We start from the raw sequence: 18,485 nt of genomic DNA, 5'->3' as shown, positions 1-18,485 counted from the left end.
CAGCGTACCCGGATGAAAGAATCACGGACATGAACATTGTGGTTGGGGTCAGCGGCGGCATCGCGGCGTACAAGGTGGTGCACCTGGTGCGGCTGCTGATCGGCGACGGGCATGAGGTGCATGTCGTGCCGACAGAGGACGCGCTGCGGTTCGTGGGGCGTCCCACCTGGGAGTCGCTGAGCCGCAACCCGGTCACCACCTCCGTGCACGACGACGTCCCCCGGGTGCGCCACGTGGCGCTCGGGCAGAACGCAGACCTGGTCATCGTCGCGCCCGCCACGGCCAACACCCTCGCCTCGATGGCCGCCGGCCTCGCGTCGGACCTGCTGGGCACCACGCTGCTGGCCACGAAGGCGCCGGTGCTGGTCGCCCCGGCCATGCACACGGAGATGTGGCTGCATGCCGCCACGCAGGCGAACATGGCGACGCTGCGGAGCCGCGGCGTGCACGTCGTGGGCCCCGACGACGGGCCGCTGACCGGCGGCGATTCCGGCCCGGGCAGGATGAGTGAACCCGAGGCCATCTACGAGGCCGCCCTGGCGCTGGCCGGCCGTCGACGGGATCTGGAGGGCGTCACCCTGGCGGTCTCGGCCGGCGGTACCCGCGAACCCATCGACCCGGTGCGTTTCATCGGCAACCGCTCCAGCGGGAAGCAGGGCGTGGCGATCGCCGTCGCCGCCGCCGAACGCGGTGCGCGTGTGCTGCTGGCCGCAACCAACGTCGAGGCGGACGTGCTGCGCCCGGCCCAGCGGCCCGGCGTCGAGATCACGACGGCGGGTTCCGCTGCGGAACTCGCCGGGGTGATGCGCTCACTGGCCGCCGAGGCCGACGTGGTGATCATGGCCGCGGCCGTGGCGGATTTCCGCGTGGCGGAGGTCTCCGAGGGCAAACTCACCAAGGAGGTCGGGGGAGTGCCGTCGCTCACCCTCGTCGAGAACGAGGACATCGTTGCGGGGCTGGCCGCTGGGCGCCGCGACGGGCAGACCATCGTGGCCTTCGCGGCGGAAACCGGGGACGACTACCTCGAGCGCGGGCGTCGGAAACGGCAGAAGAAGGGCGTCGACCTCCTGGCGGTGAACCAGGTGGGCTGGGACAAGGGCTTCGAGACGTCGCACAACACGTTGTACGTGCTGGATGCGCGGGACGAGGTCGTGAAGGAGGCGTCGGGCTCCAAACGAGAAGTCGCCGACGCCCTCCTGGACGTGCTCACCGATCAGGCGGTGGGCCAGGCCTCCTGAGGCATGAGTTCGTAGCCCACGAACTCGCGGGTGAAGGTGCCCGTGCCCTGGGCGACGCCGCGCAGATCGATCGGGTAGCTCACCAACTCGATCGCAGGCACCAGCGCCTCGACCACGGCGTGGCCGTTGCCGTCCATCTCCGTGCCCTGCACCTGCGCGCGTCGTGCGCGGAAGTCGGTCAGCGCTGCGCCGAGATACTGGTCGCCCACTCGCACCCGGACCCGCTCGATGGGTTCCAGGAGCCCCACCTGACCCTTCTCCGACGCGTCGCGCAGCGCGTACTGCCCAGCGACCTGGAAGGCCATGTCGGAGGAGTCGACGGAGTGGGACTTGCCGTCGTAGAGCGTGACCCGCACGTCGACCATCGGCACGCCGAACTTGGTGCCCAGCGCCAACTGCTGCTCAATGCCCTTCTCGACCGATCCGATGTAGGCGCGCGGCACAGACCCTCCGACGACCTTGTCGACGAACTCGAAGCCGGCGCCGCGCTCGAGCGGCTCCAGTTGGATGTTGCAGATGGCGTACTGGCCGTGGCCACCGGACTGCTTCACGTTGCGGCCGAGCCCCTTCGACGGCGTCAGTACGGTTTCGCGGAGCGCGACGCGCACCTCCTCCTCGACGACGTTGAGGCCGAAGCGGTCCTTCAACTTGCTCAGCGCGAGGTCCTTCTGCGCCTGGCCCATGACCCAGAGCAGCTGCTGTTCGGTCTCGGAGTTGCGTTCGAGCCGCACGGTGGTGTCCTCCATCGAGATGCGGTGGAGGGCGCCGGCGAGCTTGTCCTCGTCGCCGCGGGTGGTCGCCTTGATGGCCACCGGCAGGAGCGGCCTGGGGAGTTCCCACGGCTCGATCAACGCAGGGCGCTCCGTGGCTGACAGGGTGTCGCCCGTCTCCGCCCTCGACAGCTTGCTGACGAGCACGATCTCACCGGCGATCGCCTGGTTCAGCGGGGTGAACTCGGTGCCGTAGGGCGCCGACATGGGGCCCATCCGCTCCTCTTCGTCCTGGTCCGGGCGCATCGGGTCCGGGTCCCAGCCGAACAGCTCGCGGTTGCGGGAGACGTGGACCACCTGGTCGCCGCGGAGCGTGCCGCTGAAGACGCGCACGAGGGAGGAACGGCCGAAGTTGTCGGACGTGGTGCGCACCACCTGGGCCACCAGCGGGCCGTCGGGGTCACACGTGGCGTCGGGCAGACGCGCGCCGTTGGGCGTGGTCACTGGGGGCACGGGCAGCATCGACGGGGGAGGGAAGCCCTGTTCGATCCAGCGCAGCAGTTCCTCGGTGCCCTTGTCGGAGGTGGTGTGGGCGGGCAGGACGGGGAAGAAGCGGGCGCCGACGACCGCGCGAAGCAGCGCGCCGTTGGCTTCCTCCACCGCGATCTCCTCGCCCTCGAGGTAGCGCTCCATCAGGTCGTCGTCCTGCACCTCGGTGATGATCGCCTCGAGCAGGTCTGCGCGGGCCGCGTCGATCAGAGCGAGTTCTTCAGGCGTGGAGTCGCGGGAGACCCGCTTGCCGGTGGAGTAGTCGTGGGCGCGTTTGTTCAGCAGGGAGAGGTTGCCGACGTTGGTGCCGTCCTTCTCCAGCGGGATCAGCGCCGGGATCACGCCCGCGCCGAAGGTTGTCTGGCAGGCCGCGACCATGTCTGAGAACGACGCGCGGCCCTGGTCCAGCTTGGTGATCGCGATGATGCGTGGTGTGTTGGATTCCGTGCACTCCTCCCACAACGCGACTGTCGTGGGATCGATGTCGTCACCGGCAGGGACCACGAAGACCGCGGCGTCGGCGGCACGCAGACCTGCGCGCAGCTCACCCACGAAATCCGGGTGCCCGGGAGCGTCGAGGAGGTTGATCTGGACGTCGATCGCCGGGATGGACGCCAGCCACAGCGTGGCGGCACGCTCCTGGGTTTCCTTCTCGCCGCGATATCCATCCACCCGCGCACGCAGGAGGTGTTCGAACAGGGTTGTCTTGCCCGATCCGCTCGCGCCGACGAGGACGACGTTGCGTACATCGTCCGGGGACGTGATCGTGATCTGGGAACTCGTCTTTGAGGCCATGCACATACGTTAGTGTGCGCGATCGGGCCGTGGGCCCCGACCCCCTCAAATGGCCTGCCAAAGGGTCAATCGGTGCGGTCGGCGAACCTCGGGGACGCGACGACGGCCCCGCCGTCGAGGGCATCTGCGCCAGCGTCGGGTTCCCACCGCAGCAGGTCGCCCGGCTGACATTGGAGGGCCTCGCACAGCGCGTCGAGTGTCGTCAGGCGCACGGCCTTGGCCCGGCCGTTCTTGAGCACCGCCAGGTTCGCCGGCGTGATCCCCACGAGGTCTGCGAGGGTGCCGACGGCCATCTTGCGGCGCGCCAACATGACGTCGATGTCGACGACGATGGCCACTCAGACCACCTCGCCGAGTTCGGAGCGGAGCGCCCGGACCTCGGACTCGCGCGCGGCGGCCTGGATGAGCAGGCGGCGCATCACCACGACGAGCAGGGCGATACCGGCGAGCACCAGCGACGCGCCGCAGATGAGGCCGACGAGCCCCGGCGCGGCACCGCCCGGCGCGAGGACGACGGCCAGTACGAGGCAGATCACGGAGGCGACGGCGAACGTGGCGATGATGACGTTGACGCACCCGAACGCGGCCTCCGAGAACACCGAACCTCTGCGTACCAGCGTCAGCAGGCGCCAGACGCACACGGTGAAGACCTGCATGCTCAGTATCCCCAGCGCGGCGATGCCCACCAGAGTCACGCGGGCCCACAGCGGGGCACCGCCGTCGACCATGTCGCGCCACACTGCCGGCAGGATCATGACCTGCACCGCCACCGAACCGATCAGCGACAGCGCGATCACCGCCTTCAACGCCCAGATTGTCGCATTGCCCATGAGAGCTCCCCTCGCAGGCTCGAAACCTATCGCAACTCGATAGATAGATCAAGTGTGCCGATAGGTATCGGCCGCTGCGCGGTTGGTGCCGATGTGGGGCGTGACGGGGGAGGGGGCGCGCCCCTGAACGGTGGTGACCGGCTGCGGGTGTCGCTGGAGCGGTCATTTTGCAGATGGGGCGCACGGCACTTAGGATGGGTAGCTGTTGTACGCCATCTTTTCGGGGCCTAACGGGGCGCTGTCCCGGTGTGCAACCCCCATCAGTTAAGTATGAATGGAAGTGGGACTGTGTCTACGTACACCCCAAAGCCGGGCGAGATCGTCCGCAACTGGCACGTCATCGATGCCGAAAACATCATTCTGGGTCGCCTCGCTGCCCAGATCGCCAACCTGCTGCGTGGCAAGCACAAGCCGCAGTTCGCGCCCCACGTCGACATGGGTGACTTCGTCGTCGTGATCAACGCATCGAAGATCGCGCTCTCCGGCAACAAGCGCTCGGACGATTACCGCTACTCGCACTCCGGTCGTCCCGGTGGTCTGAAGGCCGTCTCCATTGGTGAACTGCTTGACAGGGATCCGCGCCGCGCCGTCGAGAAGGCTGTCTGGGGCATGCTCCCCAAGAACAAGCTCTCCCGTCAGATGCTGAGCAAGCTCAAGGTCTACGCGGGCCCCGAGCACCCCCACGCTGCCCAGAAGCCGCAGCCGTTCGAGATCATTCAGATCGCCCAGTGAGCCGAGGACCGAAGAACATGACTGAGACCAACGAGATCGACGAGACCGTCGTCGAGGAGATCACTCCCTTCGTCGACGAAGAGAACCGCGAAATCGCGTACCGTTCCGACGCCGACCCGGTCGCTGCCTCGGGCATCGACACCCGTCCGGCCATCGTCGCCCCCGGCGGCGGCACCGGCCGTCGCAAGGAAGCCGTCGCCCGCGTGCGTATCGTGCCCGGCTCCGGCACCTGGAAGATCAACGGCCGCAGCCTCGAGGAGTACTTCCCGAACAAGCTGCACCAGCAGCACGTCAACGAGCCGTTCGTGATCGCGAACGTCGAAGGCTCCTACGACGTGATCGCCCGCATCGACGGTGGCGGCACCTCCGGCCAGGCCGGCGCCCTGCGCCTCGGTGTGGCCCGCGCCCTGAACCAGGTCGATGCTGAGGCTTCGCGCCCGGCTCTGAAGAAGGCCGGCATGCTGACCCGCGACTCGCGCATCATCGAGCGCAAGAAGGCCGGTCTGAAGAAGGCCCGTAAGGCTCCGCAGTACAGCAAGCGCTGATCTCTGCACGTCGAACGCCCATCCTGCTCCGGCAGGGTGGGCGTTCGCCTTTCCCTGGTTCGGGGCGGGGCGTGGCGATTCGCTCAGCCTCTATGCGCGACTGTAGAGTCTCCAGACGTGGCACGACTCTTTGGAACCGACGGCGTCCGCGGCGTCGCAAACGTTGAACTGACCGCCGAGCTTGCGCTGGACCTTTCGGTCGCCGCAGCGCACATCCTCGGGGAGGCCGGAGCGTTCCGCGACCACCGGCCGTTGGCCCTCGTGGGCCGCGACCCCCGGGCGAGCGGTGAATTCCTGGAGGCGGCGGTGATCGCCGGGCTCGCGTCGGCGGGTGTCGACGTGCTGCGGCTCGGTGTGGTGCCCACACCCGCCGTCGCGTACCTCGTCAACGAGATGGACGCCGATCTGGGCGTCATGATCTCCGCCTCGCACAACCCCATGCCGGACAACGGCATCAAATTCTTCTCCCGCGGCGGCGTGAAGCTCGACGACTTCCTCGAGGACGCCATCGAGGCCCGGATGGGCGAGGACTGGAAGCGTCCCACCGGCTCGTCCGTCGGCCGCATCCGCAGCGACCTCGGAGCCGTGGAGGCCTATGTGGCCCACCTGGTGGCGTCGCTGGGGGACCCCTCCCTCGAGGGGCTGAAGGTCGTCATCGACTGCGCGAATGGCGCGGCCTCCCAGACCGCCCTCGAGGCGTTCGCGGCCCAGGGTGCCCACATCATCCCGATCCACGCCGAGCCGGACGGCATCAACATCAACGACGACTGCGGCTCCACCCACATCGGCGACCTCGTGAAGCGCGTCGTGGACGAGGGCGCGGATCTGGGCATCGCGCTCGACGGCGACGCCGACCGCTGCCTCGCCGTGGACCACGAGGGCAACCTCGTGGACGGCGACCGCATCCTCGCGATCCTGGCCATCGCCATGAAAGAGGAGCAACGCCTGCACTCCGATACCGTCGTGGCGACGGTGATGAGCAACTTGGGCCTGGTCAATGCCATGCGTGAGCATGGGATCCGCGTGGACCAGACTAAGGTGGGGGACCGCTACGTCCTGGAATCCATGAACGCCAACGGCTTCGCGCTGGGCGGCGAGCAGTCCGGTCACGTGATCATCTCCGAGTTCGCCAACACCGGCGACGGCACGCTCACCGGCCTGCACCTCGCGTCCCGGATGAAGTCCACCGGCAGGTCGCTCAAGGACCTCGGATCCGTGATGACGGTGTTGCCACAGGTGGTCATCAACGTGCGCAACGTCGACAAGTTGCGCGCGGGTATCGACCCCGACGTCCAGGCTGCAGTCACGGCCGCCGCGCGAGAACTCGGCGACACCGGCCGCGTCCTGCTGCGCCCCTCCGGCACCGAACCGGTGGTGAGGGTCATGTGTGAGGCGCCCACCGTCGAGCAGGCCCAGCGGATCACGGAGCAGCTCGCGGCGAAGGTGACTGAGCGCCTGAGTCTCTGACGGACGCCCCCGTCCTAGCGCGCCGAGGAGAGGACGGAGCCTCTCATTCGACGCAGCACGTAGTGCGTCGAATGTCGGGGTCGGCCCCGACATCGGATACATCAGGATCTTGTCGAGGTTGGATGGCCCCAGACTCTGGGTCTTGCCCTGCTCCTGGAACGTGAGGACACCGTCGGTGAAGCCGAGATCCTCCACATTCCCATCGACAAGCTCGATCAGTGCTGCAACCGCGTCTTCGCCCCGTTCACCACTCTCGATGCCGAGTTTCTTCTTCAGCCAGCGCTCGACCATCTTCCGGGCGTCCTCGACTTGGCGAGCCGGAATTCCAGTCTGAGTGAGGATGATGTTCTGCGTGCCAGGCTCACCCGCTCGGTTGTGGCGTTTGCGCTGCCACCGCAACCCTTCGAGCGAGCCCTGAGTTAACACCTCAGAGATCCGGCTTTCGTCGAAGATGCCCCTAGGAAGCCACCGGAGCCAGTAGCCTTCGTCGCCCGATGCTTCCTGCGCTGCACGGTAGTTCTCGACCGAGAGCCTCTTGAGGAGCATCTCCCCCGCGTGCGTGCGGCCGACCACCTCCGACACCATTGCCGCCGACTTCCCCGCCCTGGGGAGGTGGATGATCACCCGGTACGGCCGACCAGCTGCGTGGCGACCCAAAGGAAGGTCGACGTCACCATCCACGCTCATGGCGAATCCGTAGTCCCCCATTCGCCCGTAACTAATCACGACCTCGACGGACGAACGGACCCGGCGGACATCATCCACTCGCAGCACCGGTGTCCGGACGGGCAAGTGGCCATCCCCCTCCTGGTCCGGCGTTCTAGGGCTGTATGCCGCGTCTCGGACGAAGGTGCGGCCCTGAAGACAAGCCAGCTGCTCATAGAGAACGTCCACAGGTGACGCGAGCTCACCAGAGCCGAACTCCAGCCGTGCTTGGGATCGCGCAATCGTGGTCTCGACTGTGTAGAGGCGGAATCCGTGGAGTGCCATCAGTCTTCAGATCCCTCCTCAAGCGCCCGGCGAGTCGACTTTCTAACCTGGGCGTTATGCACCGTGTGTAGACAGCGCCCCATCTTGTCAACCAACGTCCGTAACGACGTAACGCCGCTCCGGTTCGTCCGAGATACGTTTTCCTCCGGACGTTGTAGCGCCCTCATCGGGGCCTGCGCGGCCCAGCTCGGGGGCGGCGCAGTAGACCAGCCGCTGCAGCCAGGCTCGGCCGGGCCGCGGACCGGGTGGACACCTTCTCCTCGCAGAAGCGCCCAGACCCGGACCTCATTCGAAGCATCGCGATGCAGTTCGCGCTGTCTCATAACCCATCCCAGAACATCGGAACACACCGGAGGTTCTGAGATGCGTTTTGGACGCTCTTTCCAGCCCCCCAACCATCGACGACTGGACGTCATCAGATCGCTAGTGGACACCGCCGCAGCCCCCGTTGGGATCAACGGGGGCTGCGCCAGCAAGACATCAGGCCCTGCGACGTCCCCGTACAGCTCTTCGCAGGCCTAGTCCCGTGATCCAGGGTTAGGGACGCCAGGTATACATCGGGGTGTCTGCGGTGCCGGAGTTGGGCGCGGTGAAGGTGCGGTTTGTTCCGCTTTCCCAGGTCACCTTCCCTGTGGCGTCTCGCTTGATGAACTTGAATTCAAGGGTGTGTCCTGCGGGCACGCTGATGGGGAGGAACCATTCGGGGTAGGCCGGGTTGAGCATTGCCTCGAAAGGCTTCACCGGATCCCAGCCGCCTAGCTCACGCACATTGCCCACGACGTACACGTTCTCGCCGGGCGCCGTCGTCGCCTCGTTGACGTGGAAGGTGACCTGCACCTGTTTCCCTGTGACGACGGTGTACTGGTAGGTGTTCGACGTCGCGTTCGAGGTGCTGACGGTGACATCGACCGTGCCGGGTGCTACGGCGGGAACGGTGACCTCAATCTGATGCGGGGACCAGCACTGGACGGCAGCGGGGGCGCCACCGAAGGACACCGTTCCGGCTGAGGTGCCGAAGCCCTCCCCGTCGATGGCTACGACGTTGCCTGCGCGGCCCTGGGTGGGCCCCACCGCACCGATCTGCGGGCCAGCCGGTGTCGTGTCGCGGTAGGACCAGACGGCGACCTCGGCAGGCCCGAGGTCGAACGGGGTGACTGATCCCGTCGAGTCCACCGTCAGTGCGTTGCCACTCGTCAGGCCGCCTAGGTAGTCCGGGTAAGTGCCCGGTGGCAGGGCCGTGGAGAGTCCGGTGATGGGGTACGTGGTACCGCTGCGGTTGATGGCTACGAGCACGGTGTTGTCGAAGAACTTGCGTTCGTAGATCAGGACGTCGGAGTTCTCCCAGCGGAAAGTTGTCGTTCCGTATGCGAGGGCAGGGTTTTCCTTGCGCAATTCAGCGAGGTCCCCGATGAGCCGGTACGCCGGGGTGGTGGTGTCGAAGCTGTTCATCCAGACCCGCCCCGCGTCACCGTTGGCGCCGGGGAGGTACTGCTCGGTGCCGTAATAGATGACCGGGGTCCCGCGCGTGGTGAGGTGGAATGCCAGCGCTGCGTGGAAGATGCCCTGATTCGGCTGAATGCTGGCAAGTCGTGGCTTGTCATGGCTGTCGAGCCAGGTGACCGAGTTGTGCTCGTAGGTGTAGTCCCCGTCGGTCCGCTCGACCGTGGCCTTGAGGTCGAGCATGGACTGGCTGAAGTCACCGAAGGTGTCGCGGGCGACGTTCGCCAGCTCGAAGTCGAGGATGTCGATGCCGGTGCGATCGGGGGAGGTGCGATAGTCGTCGTACTTCGGGTCCGATGTCCCGATGAAGTACTCCCCGAAGTGGAATACGGGCGTGCTCGAGGCATTGACATGGTCGGCGAGCACCGTGCGGAAGGCGTTGCTTTGGTGCAGTGTGGCGTCGTTCCGGATGCCGTCGACACCATGGCTGAGCCACACGTCGATCGCGTCTAGGAGGTGGTCCTGGACGAAGGCGTTCTCGGTGGAGAGGTCGGCGAGGTTGGCCAGGTCGCGGAACTGGTAGTCGTATTGACTTGTCTGGGATGGGGCACGGTTGCCCTCGTGGTGGTACAGCCCCAGCGTGTCGTTGCTGTGCCGGCCGATCAGCGCCCCCTCGCGGTACAGGGCTCCCTGCTCAACGTTGTCGGTGTGGTTGGTGTGGTTGGGTGCGAAGTCGATGACGACCTTGATCCCGTGCGAGTGCGCGGTGTTGACCAGCGCGTCGAAGTCGGCCCACCCTCCCCAGTGCTCGTCCGGGACGAAGTAGTCCTTGGCCCAGTAGCCGTGGTAGGCGTTGTAGTAGTTGCCGTTCTCCAGGTAGGGGTCGTCCAGGTTGTTGTACGGCGGCGAGATCCAGATGGCTGAGATGCCCATGCCGGCGAGGTAGGGCATGCGGTCTGCCAGTCCGCGCCAGTCCCCGCCGAAGAAACGGTTGATGTCGGTGCGGTCGGGGTCGTAGCTGTTCGCTTTGCCGTAGGGGTTGTTGTTGGATGGGTCGCCGTCGGCGAACCGGTCGGTGAGTACTTGGTAGATCGTGTCGGTCTCGTAGTTGGTCGTGTTGGCGACCCCGGTCGCAGTGCATGCGCTTACGGCATGCGCGGGTACCTGTGCTGGGCCGGCGGCGACGCCGAGCAACGCGGTCAGCAGGCCCGCGCATAGCGCGGCCCCGGCCTTGACGCGTGAGCGGCGTCTGAGGGGTGGTGCTGGTGGACGGGCCATGGTGTTCCTTCCTCGGGGTGGACAGGCGCTTAGCGGGTGGGCAAGGACGTGATGTTGACCGCCGGGCCGTGGGCGCGGAACTCGGCTGTGCCGTTTGATATCCGTGGCGCTGTTCCGTAGAGCGGTTCGGCGGTGGCGGCTCCGAGTGGTGACAGGTCGATCCGCACCGGCGGGTGGGGTGCCCGGGCGCAGTGCACGAGCACCCGCTCGGTGGCGGACTCGCGCAGGAAGATGGCCACGTCGCCCTCGGCGTGGACCCAGCGCAGGCCACCGCGGCGCAAGGCGGTCGAGGCGGCGCGGACCGCTGCGAGGCGTCGGTAGGTGGAGCGCAGTTCCTCGTCGACGTCGTGCCCGTCCCAGGGATACGGTTTGCGGCCGTCCTCCGCGAACTCACCTGTCATGCCGATCTCGTCGCCGTAGGTCAGCATCGGGATGCCGGGCATCGTGAAGAGCAGTCCGGCTGCTACCTCTCCAAGGCCGGTGGACTCCCCGAGCAGGGTGCGGATGCGGGTGGTGTCGTGCGATCCGAGGAGGTTGAAGCTGTGGGCGATGGTGCGCCACGGGGCGTGCGCGGTGAAGTCCCGCATGGTCGCGGCCATGGCCTCCGCGCCGAGGCGTGGGACGGGCAGAGGTGATCCGAGGAAGTTGGCGGTGTGCTCGGGGCTGCGCAACCACGTCCATACCGGTTTGGTGAAGCCGGCGTAGTTCATCACCCCGTGCCAGCCATCGCCGAGCGCGTCGCGGGTGTAGTCGTGGGCGTGCTCGGCGACCAGCAGCGCCTGAGGGTTGGCGGTCACCATAGCGGTACGGGTCTGGCGCGCGACATCGGCGTTGAGATCGTCCATGCCGTGGCGGCCGGTCATGTTCGCGACGTCGATGCGCCACCCGTCGAGCCCGTGGCGACCCACCCATCGGGCGACCACGCCGTCGACCGGGTCGAAGAACTGCTTGCGGAGTTCTGGGCTGGTGAAGTTGAGCTTGGGCAGGGACCGCACTCCGAGCCACGAGGCGTAGTCACCGGCGTCGTCGAAGTAGTAGAAGTCGCGTTCTGGGCTGTCGGGGTCGGCCAGCGCCCGGCTGAACCACTCGTGGCCGTCCCCTGTGTGGTTGGTCGTCAGGTCGCCCAGGACCCGGAGGCCTCGCTGGTGGGCGGCCTCGACAAGGGCGGCGAGGGCGGGGTCCCCGCCGAGGAAGGGGTCGACCCGGTCGAAGGTGCTGGCGTCGTAGCGGTGGTTGGAGCCGCCGGGGAAGAACGGCGTCAGGTACAGCACGTTCGCGCCGAGCTCGACGATGTCGTCCAGGTGGGCCCGGACGCCGTCCAGGTCACCGCCGTACCACTGAGAACCGATGCGTTCGAGAGAGGTGTCGACCGGGTCGGTCCAGGCAGCCGGGCTGGCCCAGGCGGGCGGTGTCCGGTCAACTGACCGGGCGAATCGATCCGGAAAGATCTGGTAGACGATGGCGTCGGTGGACCAGCGCGGCGGCGCCGGGAACGCGGTGAGGCGGAAGTCGGCGGCGTCGGGGACGTCGCGGCCGTGCACCCCGGCCCCGTTCAGCCAGGCGTAGCCCGTGGCGCCGCCCTCGAGGATGAACCGGTAGTTGGTCACAGGGTTGCGGCAGACGATGTCCGCGCGCCACCAGGTCTCGGTCTCGTCGGCGCGGTCCACCGTGGCGGGGACGAACTGCTGCTCGCCGTCCGGGGTGACCCGGACGTGGACCGAGTCAACGGCGCAGGCGTGCGGTACGCGCAGGAACACCGAGACCGCCTCGCCGAGGCTGGGGGTCGCGTTGGAGACGTAGAGCTCCGAGCCGTCGTGGTGCGGCTGGTGGATGGAGAACGTTGACATATCAGCCTTTCACTGATCCCGTGGTCAGGCCACCGACGATGTGGCGCTGCAGGACGAGGTACAGGACCACGACCGGCAGCGAGGCGAGGATCGACCCGGCGGCGAACTGGCCGAAGTACTCGTTGTTGTTGTTGGCGAAGGTGGCCTGGAGCCCCACGGCGAGGGTCTTGTGGTTGGTGTCGGTCAGGAAGATGCCGGCCATCATGAACTCGTTGATGAATCCGACGAAGGAGAACGTCGCCACGGTCGCGAGGATCGGGGCGACCAGGCGCAGGATCATCCCGAAGAAGATCTGGGCGTGGGAGGCGCCGTCGATCTTGGCGGCTTCGTCGAGCTCGCGGGGCACGGTGTCGAAGTAGCCCTTGAGGAGCCAGATGTTCGCGCCCATGGAGCCGCCGAGGTAGACGATGATCAGCCCGGCCGCGGTGTTCAGGCCGATCTGGGGGAAGATGTCGCCGATCTCGATGAACGTGACGTAGATGGCGATGAAGGCCAGGAGCGCTGGGAACATCTGGATCAGCAGAAGGAAGATCAGCGCCGGTCGGCGGCCCGCGAAGCGGAACCGGGTGAAGGCGTAGGCCGTGCACGCCCCGATGAACACCGAGCCGGCGGTGGCGACGCCGGCGATGAGGATGGTGTTGAGATACCACCGCCAGAACGGTCGGATGGGGTCGGTGAACAGGTCCTCGAAGTTCGCCAGGGACGCCCCGTTGGGCACGAGGCTGCTGCTGCTCAACGTCCCGGCCGGGTTCAGCGCGGCGAAGACGATGAACACGATGGGCCCGAGCGCCCATACCAGTGCCAGGGCGGCCAGCACGTGGCGCCAGCCGTTGGCGGCGAACCTCGGTCGCGGTCCCCGAGGGCGGGCACGAGCGGCCCCGCCTGGCCCGGACACCACGGGTGGGCGGGGGCCAGCAGTCAGACCAGTGGACATCAGTGCACCTCTTCCAGGGCGGCCGTGCGGCGGAAGGCACTCACCGACAGCAGCGAGACGATGGCGAAGATGAAGATCGAGATCGCGGAGGCGAAACCGAAATTTGCCTCCGTGGAGCCGAAGGCCAGCCGGAACGCATAGGTGATCAACAGGTCCGTCCCGCCCTGCGTGGGGTCGCTCGCCTGGAACGGTCCTCCTCCGGTGAGGAGGTAGATGAGCCCAAAGTTGTTGAAGTTGAACGCGAAGGAGGCGATCAGCAGCGGCCCCACGGCGACAAGCAGCAGCGGCAGCGTCACTGAGCGGAGCATGCGCCACGGCGACGCGCCGTCGATCATCGCGGCCTCGCGCAGCTCGGCGGGGATCGACTGCAGGGCTCCGGTACAGACGAGGAACATGTACGGGAAGCCGAGCCAGAGATTGGTCACGAGGACCGCGACCTTGGCCCAGGCCGAGTTGCCCAGCCAGTTCGTCCCGAGGCCGGTCAGGTTGTTGATCAGGCCGAACTCCTGGTTGTACATGCTGGCCCAGACCAGTGCGGTGACGAACCCGGGCAGCGCGTAGGGCAGGATCAGCAGCGACCGGTAGATGCGCTGGCCGCGCATGCCGGGGTCGTTGAACAGCAGCGCGAGCAGCAGTCCCAGAGCGAAGGTGGAGATCACCGAGAGCGCGGCGAAGGCCAGGTTCCAGGTGAAGATGCCGACGAAGCCGCTGCGCAGGGCCGGGTCGGTGAGCACCCGCTCGAAGTTGGCCATGCCCACGTTCTCCTTCCAGCCCTGGGGGAAGGACTGGCCCGAGCCGTCGGCGGCGACGAACCGGGCATCCTCGGCGATGTACTCCGTGCCGGTCTCGGTGTCGGTCAACCGGTCCGTCCCGGGGTCGTAGGTGATCGTGGTGCGGCTCTGGTAGGCCTCTGTCAGTCCGGCTTGCCTGATGCTCACCCCGTCCGCGACCGGGACGAGGTATGTGCTGAGCTCCTCGGAGCGGGCGTTCACCTCCTGCGCGGAGAGGAGCGTGTACCCATCGACGGCCACGACCCGTCCGCCGTCGTCGACCGTGACCTCCTCCGCCGGCAAGGGCTCCAGCCCGGACCCGTCCCCGACCTGAAGCTCCCCGCCGGGTGCTCGCAGCAGGAAGTGCAGCTCGCCGAGCAGCGGGTCGGCTCCGTCGGGCACCGCGACGGTGAGCTGGTAGCGGGGCTGACCGGGGATCTCGCGGACCGAGCTGGCGATGATGAGATCGATCGCCTCCTCCTTGGTCACCCGGTGCCCGTCGCCGTAGTTGGTGAACGCGGTGGCCACCGTGTACGTCACCGGCCAGATCTGCAGGGCCAGGAGCAGGAGCAGCCCCGGCAGCAGGTACTTCATCGGGACCCGCTTGCGCCCGCCGTACACGGCGAGCACGGCGAAGATGGCGCCGGCCACCAGGGTGACTCCGAGCCAGCTGCCAGCCTGCACCAGCCGGTGGGTAGCGACAATCGCCACCACGGTCACGACAGCGAGCGTCGTGAGGGCCACGACGCGGCCCGCCGGCAGGCGGCGATGCACAGGCGGCTGGCCGGTCCCGGTTGCGGGGCGGGTCCTTGGTGGGTTCTGCAGATCGATCGACACGGGTTCCTCCTCGAGCGGCGGGCGCTTCGTGGATGCGGGGGCGGCGCCAGCGCGCCGCCCCCGCCACGGTTTGGTCACTGGCCGATCGCCTCGGTGATCGCCGAGGCGGCGTCCGTCATGATCTGGTTCGGGTCGCCCTCCCCAGCGGCGATGTTGGCGATCGCGATGCCCAGCGGGCCCCACACGGCGTCCATCGCGGGGATGGACGGCATCGGGTCGCCGTTGGCACCGGCGGCGCTCCACGCCTGGAGCTCCGGGTCGGCCGCCGAGAGCTCGGCGTTGAGGGAAGCCAGGGCCGGCGGGCGCTGGCCCTGCTCGAAGAGGGCGCGCTGAACGTCGGGGCGACTGACGTACCTCAGTGCGAACTCCTGGGCGAAGGTGGCGTTCTCCGCCTTGCTGGAGACGTAGAACAGTTGCACGCCAACGAACGGGCGGGTCGGCTGCCCGCCTTCGAACGGCGGGATCTCGCTGACCGCATAGTTGATGCCCGCGTCTGCGATGTCACCGGTGGCCCAGGGCCCGGTGACGAGGAACGGGGTCTCGCCCCGGACGAAGAGGTCGAGCGCCTCGTTGAACGTGATCGACGTGCTGAGCGCACCCTGTTCCGTCATCCAGGCGAGCTTCTCCGCGACCGCTGCGCCCTCCGCCCCGTCCAGCCCGAGATCGGCGGGGTCGTAGTCCCCCTCGGCGTCACGGCCGAAGACGTACCCGCCCGCCGAGGTGATGAACGGCTCGGCGTGGTACGGGTCACCCTCCTGACCCACCGGCATCACCATCGGCTTCGAAGCCTTGCCGCTCGCGACGAGCTCGTTGCCGAGGGCGAGCATCTCCTCCACGGTCCCGGGCACGTCCGGGGCAAGCTCGGTGTTGCGGATCAGGCCGATGTTCTCCACGGCGTACGGGACCCCGTAGACGCTCCCGTCGCTCGTCGCAGCCTCGATGCTGTTCGGCAGGAACTGTTCCTGCACCTCTGCGCTCATCGGAACAGGTGCGATGACCCCGTTCTCCACGAACTTGCCGATCCAGTCGTGGGCACCGACCACGAGGTCGGGGCCGTTCTCGGCGAGGGTCGCCGTGACGAAACTGTCGCGCCCGTTGTCGTTGACAGTCTGCACGACCGCCGTGATGCCGTTCTCCTCGGCGAACTCCTCAAGGAACGGCTGGAGCACCTGGGCTTTGGCGTCGTCCGCCCACAGCACAAGGGCAGCGTCCGGGTCCCGCGCCGGTGGACCCGTCGGCGACTCTGTGGCGCTGGCCACAGGCTCCGCCGCCGGCTCCGCAGCGGACGAACCGCCGCCGTTTCCGCTCCCGCAGGCGGTGAGCGCGAGCCCCAGCCCGGCCACCGCGGCCACCATTAAAATCCTTGCCCGTCGTTGCATCGGGTCCTCCTTTTGAGATCCGAAAGGTTGATGCGAGACCGGCTCACATCTCTGTGAGGCGGGGTATCTCGCCCGCGCGAAGTCCCGCGCTGAACGCAGCATAGCACCACCGATTGCCGTAATGGAACAGATCTTGCGTGCACTCTTGCAATCGATGCAACATCGTTTTGCACGGGCTTACGCACCACCATGCTTGAGAAACCACCATGCTTGAGAATAGGTCGAAGGAGCGGATGCAAGATTCGCGCAATGTCGTTGCGGTCCTTGCGCTGGCGGTGCTAGCATCGTACGTATGGCCGCAACACTCCTGGACATCGCCGCGACGGTCGGCGTGAGTGCCGCGACCGCGAGCCGCGCCCTCAGCGGGAAGGCCGGCGTATCGGCCGAGGTGCGTCGTCGGGTGCTACAAGCAGCAAGCGAAGTCGGCTACGACCGCTCGTCGCAGCGACCTGGGATCCGGGCACGCACCGGAACGTCCAAGGCTCTTCCTGTCGGCGTCATCGTCCCGGAGCTGGACAACCCCGTCTTTCCTGCCTTCGCCCAGCAGATGGCCACAAGGCTGGTCCAGCAAGGGCACATGCCGATGGTCTGCTCCCAGTCCGCCCCCGGGGTCTCTGAGGACGAGTGGATCGAGCTTCTGCTCTCCTACAACATCGCCGGACTGATCGTGGTCTCCGGCATGCACGCCGACACCCACGCCTCCACGGACCGCTACGTTCGCCTCCGCCAGGCAGGCATCCCCCTCGTGCTGATCAACGGGCACGTGCCGACCCTGGACGCGACAAGCATCTCCGTCGACGACGCCCTCGCCATGCAGGCCGCTGTCGACCACCTCTTCGCCCTCGGACACCGGCGCCTCGGCCTCGCTCTCGGCCCCGAGCGGTACGTCCCCGTGATCCGCAAGGTCGACGGCTTCACCCATGCCCTGCAGACCCGCGGCTTCCCTTCGGGGGCCGCACCGCTGATCCGGCACTCGATGTTCACCGTCGAGGGCGGATCCTCGGCCGCCGGTGAGCTCCTAGATGAAGGAGCCACCGCCATCATCTGCGCCTCCGACGTCATGGCCCTCGGAGCAATCCGGGCCGCGCGAGCCCGTGGTCTCGCAGTCCCCCGCGATGTCTCGATCGTGGGGTTCGACGACTCGATGCAGAGCGCCTTCACCGACCCCCCGCTGACCACCATGCGCCAGCCGGTCAGCGCGATGGCAGGTGCCGCCGTCCACGCACTGGTCGAGGAGCTCCAGCAGGGAACCCACGCCACAAGCGAGTTCCTCTTCGCCCCAGAACTCATCGTGCGCGGCTCAACCGCAGCCGCCCCGGATGCGCGACGCCCGGCACCTCGCATGGTAACCACGGCGGTCTGAGCTTTCCGGCCCTACCAACGCCGGTTCGTCAACCCAGACTTCTGAAGACGTCGAAGGCGACAACTCCACCGATCATGGCCGCGCCTCCTCCCATTCGCACTGTCGTCACCGACTTTCAGTTTCAGGGCGACGCTGACCGTGCCGAGCAGGACGCCAGCGTCGACTTCGCCCACCAGATCACCGGCTGCATGCAACGGCGCGATCATCCGTGCGACCAGGCTCGACCAGGAGTCGGAACCCGGCGAGCTCCACGCTGCGGTGTTCAGAATCGATTCGAATCTGAGACTCAGCGTGTCCCGCAGGGCGGCCGGCCTACGGAACCGTCGGAGCCTGGTTGATATCGTCGAATCATGGCTGTTGACAACGAGTACACGGTCGATACCGACCTGGCCCGCATCGATCTCTCGAAGGTCCACCACTGGCTTTCGACGGACGCCTACTGGGCGCTCGGCCGCACACGCGAAACAGTTCAGCGGGCCGCGGAGGGGTCATTGAACTTCGGCGTCTACTACGGCGACGGCGACCTTTGCGCCTATGCCCGTGTCGTGACGGACGAGGCGACCTTCGCTTGGCTATGCGACGTTTACGTCGATCGCAACTTCCGTGGCCGCGGACTTGGACAACTCCTGTCCCAGGCGGTCGTCGACACTCTGCTACCGATGAACCTTAAACGCGTGATGCTTTCGACGCCTGATGCACACGGACTCTACGAACAAGTGGGCTTTGCACCGTTCCCAGATCCACAGAAGCTGATGATCCTGGATCACGTCCGGTGAAAGGA

The 18,485-nt window shown here is 67.2% G+C and carries 14 protein-coding genes; 6 read left to right on the top strand and 8 right to left on the bottom strand.

What is annotated here, in order from left to right:
• The first annotated feature begins 29 nt into the window (after positions 1 to 29).
• The gene (gene coaBC, locus ACX1DX_RS06240) at positions 30 to 1,238 is read left to right on the top strand and encodes a bifunctional phosphopantothenoylcysteine decarboxylase/phosphopantothenate--cysteine ligase CoaBC (RefSeq protein ID WP_182765420.1); all 1,209 of its coding nucleotides are present in this window, start codon (positions 30 to 32) and stop codon (positions 1,236 to 1,238) included.
• Here coaBC and ACX1DX_RS06235 read toward each other — a convergent pair.
• The 3 genes from ACX1DX_RS06235 to ACX1DX_RS06225 all read right to left on the bottom strand — a co-directional run bounded on the left by ACX1DX_RS06235 (position 1,214) and on the right by ACX1DX_RS06225 (position 4,122).
• Positions 1,214 to 3,292, bottom strand: a complete 2,079-nt coding sequence (locus ACX1DX_RS06235; protein ID WP_459397990.1) for an elongation factor G-like protein EF-G2 — start codon at positions 3,290 to 3,292, stop codon at positions 1,214 to 1,216. The two genes, coaBC and ACX1DX_RS06235, sit on opposite strands and share 25 nt — an antisense overlap.
• A gap of 65 nt (positions 3,293 to 3,357) precedes the next feature.
• Positions 3,358 to 3,630 (bottom strand): helix-turn-helix domain-containing protein, encoded by a 273-nt coding sequence (locus ACX1DX_RS06230; protein WP_182763755.1) that lies wholly within the window; start codon positions 3,628 to 3,630, stop codon positions 3,358 to 3,360.
• Positions 3,631 to 4,122 carry a DUF2975 domain-containing protein gene (locus ACX1DX_RS06225; RefSeq protein WP_459397989.1) on the bottom strand — a complete coding sequence of 164 codons (492 nt, stop codon included), beginning with the start codon at positions 4,120 to 4,122 and terminating at the stop codon, positions 3,631 to 3,633.
• Positions 4,123 to 4,410: 288 nt separating this feature from the next.
• Between ACX1DX_RS06225 and rplM the strand changes: the two genes are divergently transcribed.
• From rplM to glmM, 3 genes are all read left to right on the top strand, one after another.
• On the top strand, positions 4,411 to 4,854 hold the full coding sequence (rplM, locus tag ACX1DX_RS06220) for a 50S ribosomal protein L13 (RefSeq protein WP_076058081.1): 444 nt from the start codon (positions 4,411 to 4,413) through the stop codon (positions 4,852 to 4,854).
• A 17-nt stretch (positions 4,855 to 4,871) separates the two neighbouring features.
• A complete protein-coding gene (gene rpsI, locus ACX1DX_RS06215) occupies positions 4,872 to 5,399 on the top strand; it encodes a 30S ribosomal protein S9 (protein ID WP_182763753.1) in 528 nt (175 codons plus the stop codon).
• 117 nt (positions 5,400 to 5,516) lie between these two features.
• On the top strand, positions 5,517 to 6,866 hold the full coding sequence (gene glmM / locus ACX1DX_RS06210) for a phosphoglucosamine mutase (protein ID WP_459397988.1): 1,350 nt from the start codon (positions 5,517 to 5,519) through the stop codon (positions 6,864 to 6,866).
• A 1,527-nt stretch (positions 6,867 to 8,393) separates the two neighbouring features.
• Here glmM and ACX1DX_RS06205 read toward each other — a convergent pair.
• From ACX1DX_RS06205 to ACX1DX_RS06185, 5 genes are all read right to left on the bottom strand, one after another.
• Positions 8,394 to 10,574 (bottom strand): alpha-amylase family glycosyl hydrolase, encoded by a 2,181-nt coding sequence (locus ACX1DX_RS06205; protein ID WP_459397987.1) that lies wholly within the window; start codon positions 10,572 to 10,574, stop codon positions 8,394 to 8,396.
• A 29-nt stretch (positions 10,575 to 10,603) separates the two neighbouring features.
• Positions 10,604 to 12,421, bottom strand: coding sequence for a glycoside hydrolase family 13 protein (locus ACX1DX_RS06200; protein WP_459397986.1), 1,818 nt, complete (start codon positions 12,419 to 12,421; stop codon positions 10,604 to 10,606).
• 1 nt (position 12,422) lies between these two features.
• Positions 12,423 to 13,238: a sugar ABC transporter permease gene (locus tag ACX1DX_RS06195; RefSeq protein WP_459397985.1), complete on the bottom strand. Its 816-nt coding sequence runs from the start codon at positions 13,236 to 13,238 to the stop codon at positions 12,423 to 12,425.
• A gap of 116 nt (positions 13,239 to 13,354) precedes the next feature.
• Positions 13,355 to 14,962, bottom strand: coding sequence for an ABC transporter permease subunit (locus ACX1DX_RS06190; RefSeq protein ID WP_459397984.1), 1,608 nt, complete (start codon positions 14,960 to 14,962; stop codon positions 13,355 to 13,357).
• 74 nt (positions 14,963 to 15,036) lie between these two features.
• Positions 15,037 to 16,341 carry a sugar ABC transporter substrate-binding protein gene (locus ACX1DX_RS06185; protein ID WP_459397983.1) on the bottom strand — a complete coding sequence of 435 codons (1,305 nt, stop codon included), beginning with the start codon at positions 16,339 to 16,341 and terminating at the stop codon, positions 15,037 to 15,039.
• A gap of 292 nt (positions 16,342 to 16,633) precedes the next feature.
• Here ACX1DX_RS06185 and ACX1DX_RS06180 point away from each other — a divergent pair, with 292 nt between their 5' ends.
• Both ACX1DX_RS06180 and ACX1DX_RS06175 read left to right on the top strand, forming a co-directional pair.
• Complete coding sequence (locus tag ACX1DX_RS06180) at positions 16,634 to 17,704, top strand: LacI family DNA-binding transcriptional regulator (RefSeq protein ID WP_459397982.1); 1,071 nt, start codon at positions 16,634 to 16,636, stop codon at positions 17,702 to 17,704.
• A gap of 350 nt (positions 17,705 to 18,054) precedes the next feature.
• Positions 18,055 to 18,480 (top strand): GNAT family N-acetyltransferase, encoded by a 426-nt coding sequence (locus ACX1DX_RS06175; RefSeq protein WP_459397981.1) that lies wholly within the window; start codon positions 18,055 to 18,057, stop codon positions 18,478 to 18,480.
• Positions 18,481 to 18,485: the final 5 nt, after the last annotated feature.

It is taken from the genome of Tessaracoccus zhenghani (assembly GCF_054552775.1).
Note: the sequence above shows the minus strand (reverse complement) of the source record. Positions and strands in the feature narration are given on the sequence as shown.

Bases quoted from the DNA above. Each gene is read 5' to 3' on its own strand.
- ACX1DX_RS06175 (WP_459397981.1), top strand. From the start codon at position 18,055: ATGGCTGTTGACAACGAGTACACGGTCGATACCGACCTGGCCCGCATC.
- ACX1DX_RS06180 (WP_459397982.1), top strand. From the start codon at position 16,634: ATGGCCGCAACACTCCTGGACATCGCCGCGACGGTCGGCGTGAGTGCC.
- ACX1DX_RS06235 (WP_459397990.1), bottom strand. From the start codon at position 3,292: ATGGCCTCAAAGACGAGTTCCCAGATCACGATCACGTCCCCGGACGAT.
- ACX1DX_RS06185 (WP_459397983.1), bottom strand. From the start codon at position 16,341: ATGCAACGACGGGCAAGGATTTTAATGGTGGCCGCGGTGGCCGGGCTG.
- ACX1DX_RS06205 (WP_459397987.1), bottom strand. From the start codon at position 10,574: ATGGCCCGTCCACCAGCACCACCCCTCAGACGCCGCTCACGCGTCAAG.
- rpsI (WP_182763753.1), top strand. From the start codon at position 4,872: ATGACTGAGACCAACGAGATCGACGAGACCGTCGTCGAGGAGATCACT.
- ACX1DX_RS06225 (WP_459397989.1), bottom strand. From the start codon at position 4,122: ATGGGCAATGCGACAATCTGGGCGTTGAAGGCGGTGATCGCGCTGTCG.
- coaBC (WP_182765420.1), top strand. From the start codon at position 30: ATGAACATTGTGGTTGGGGTCAGCGGCGGCATCGCGGCGTACAAGGTG.
- ACX1DX_RS06200 (WP_459397986.1), bottom strand. From the start codon at position 12,421: ATGTCAACGTTCTCCATCCACCAGCCGCACCACGACGGCTCGGAGCTC.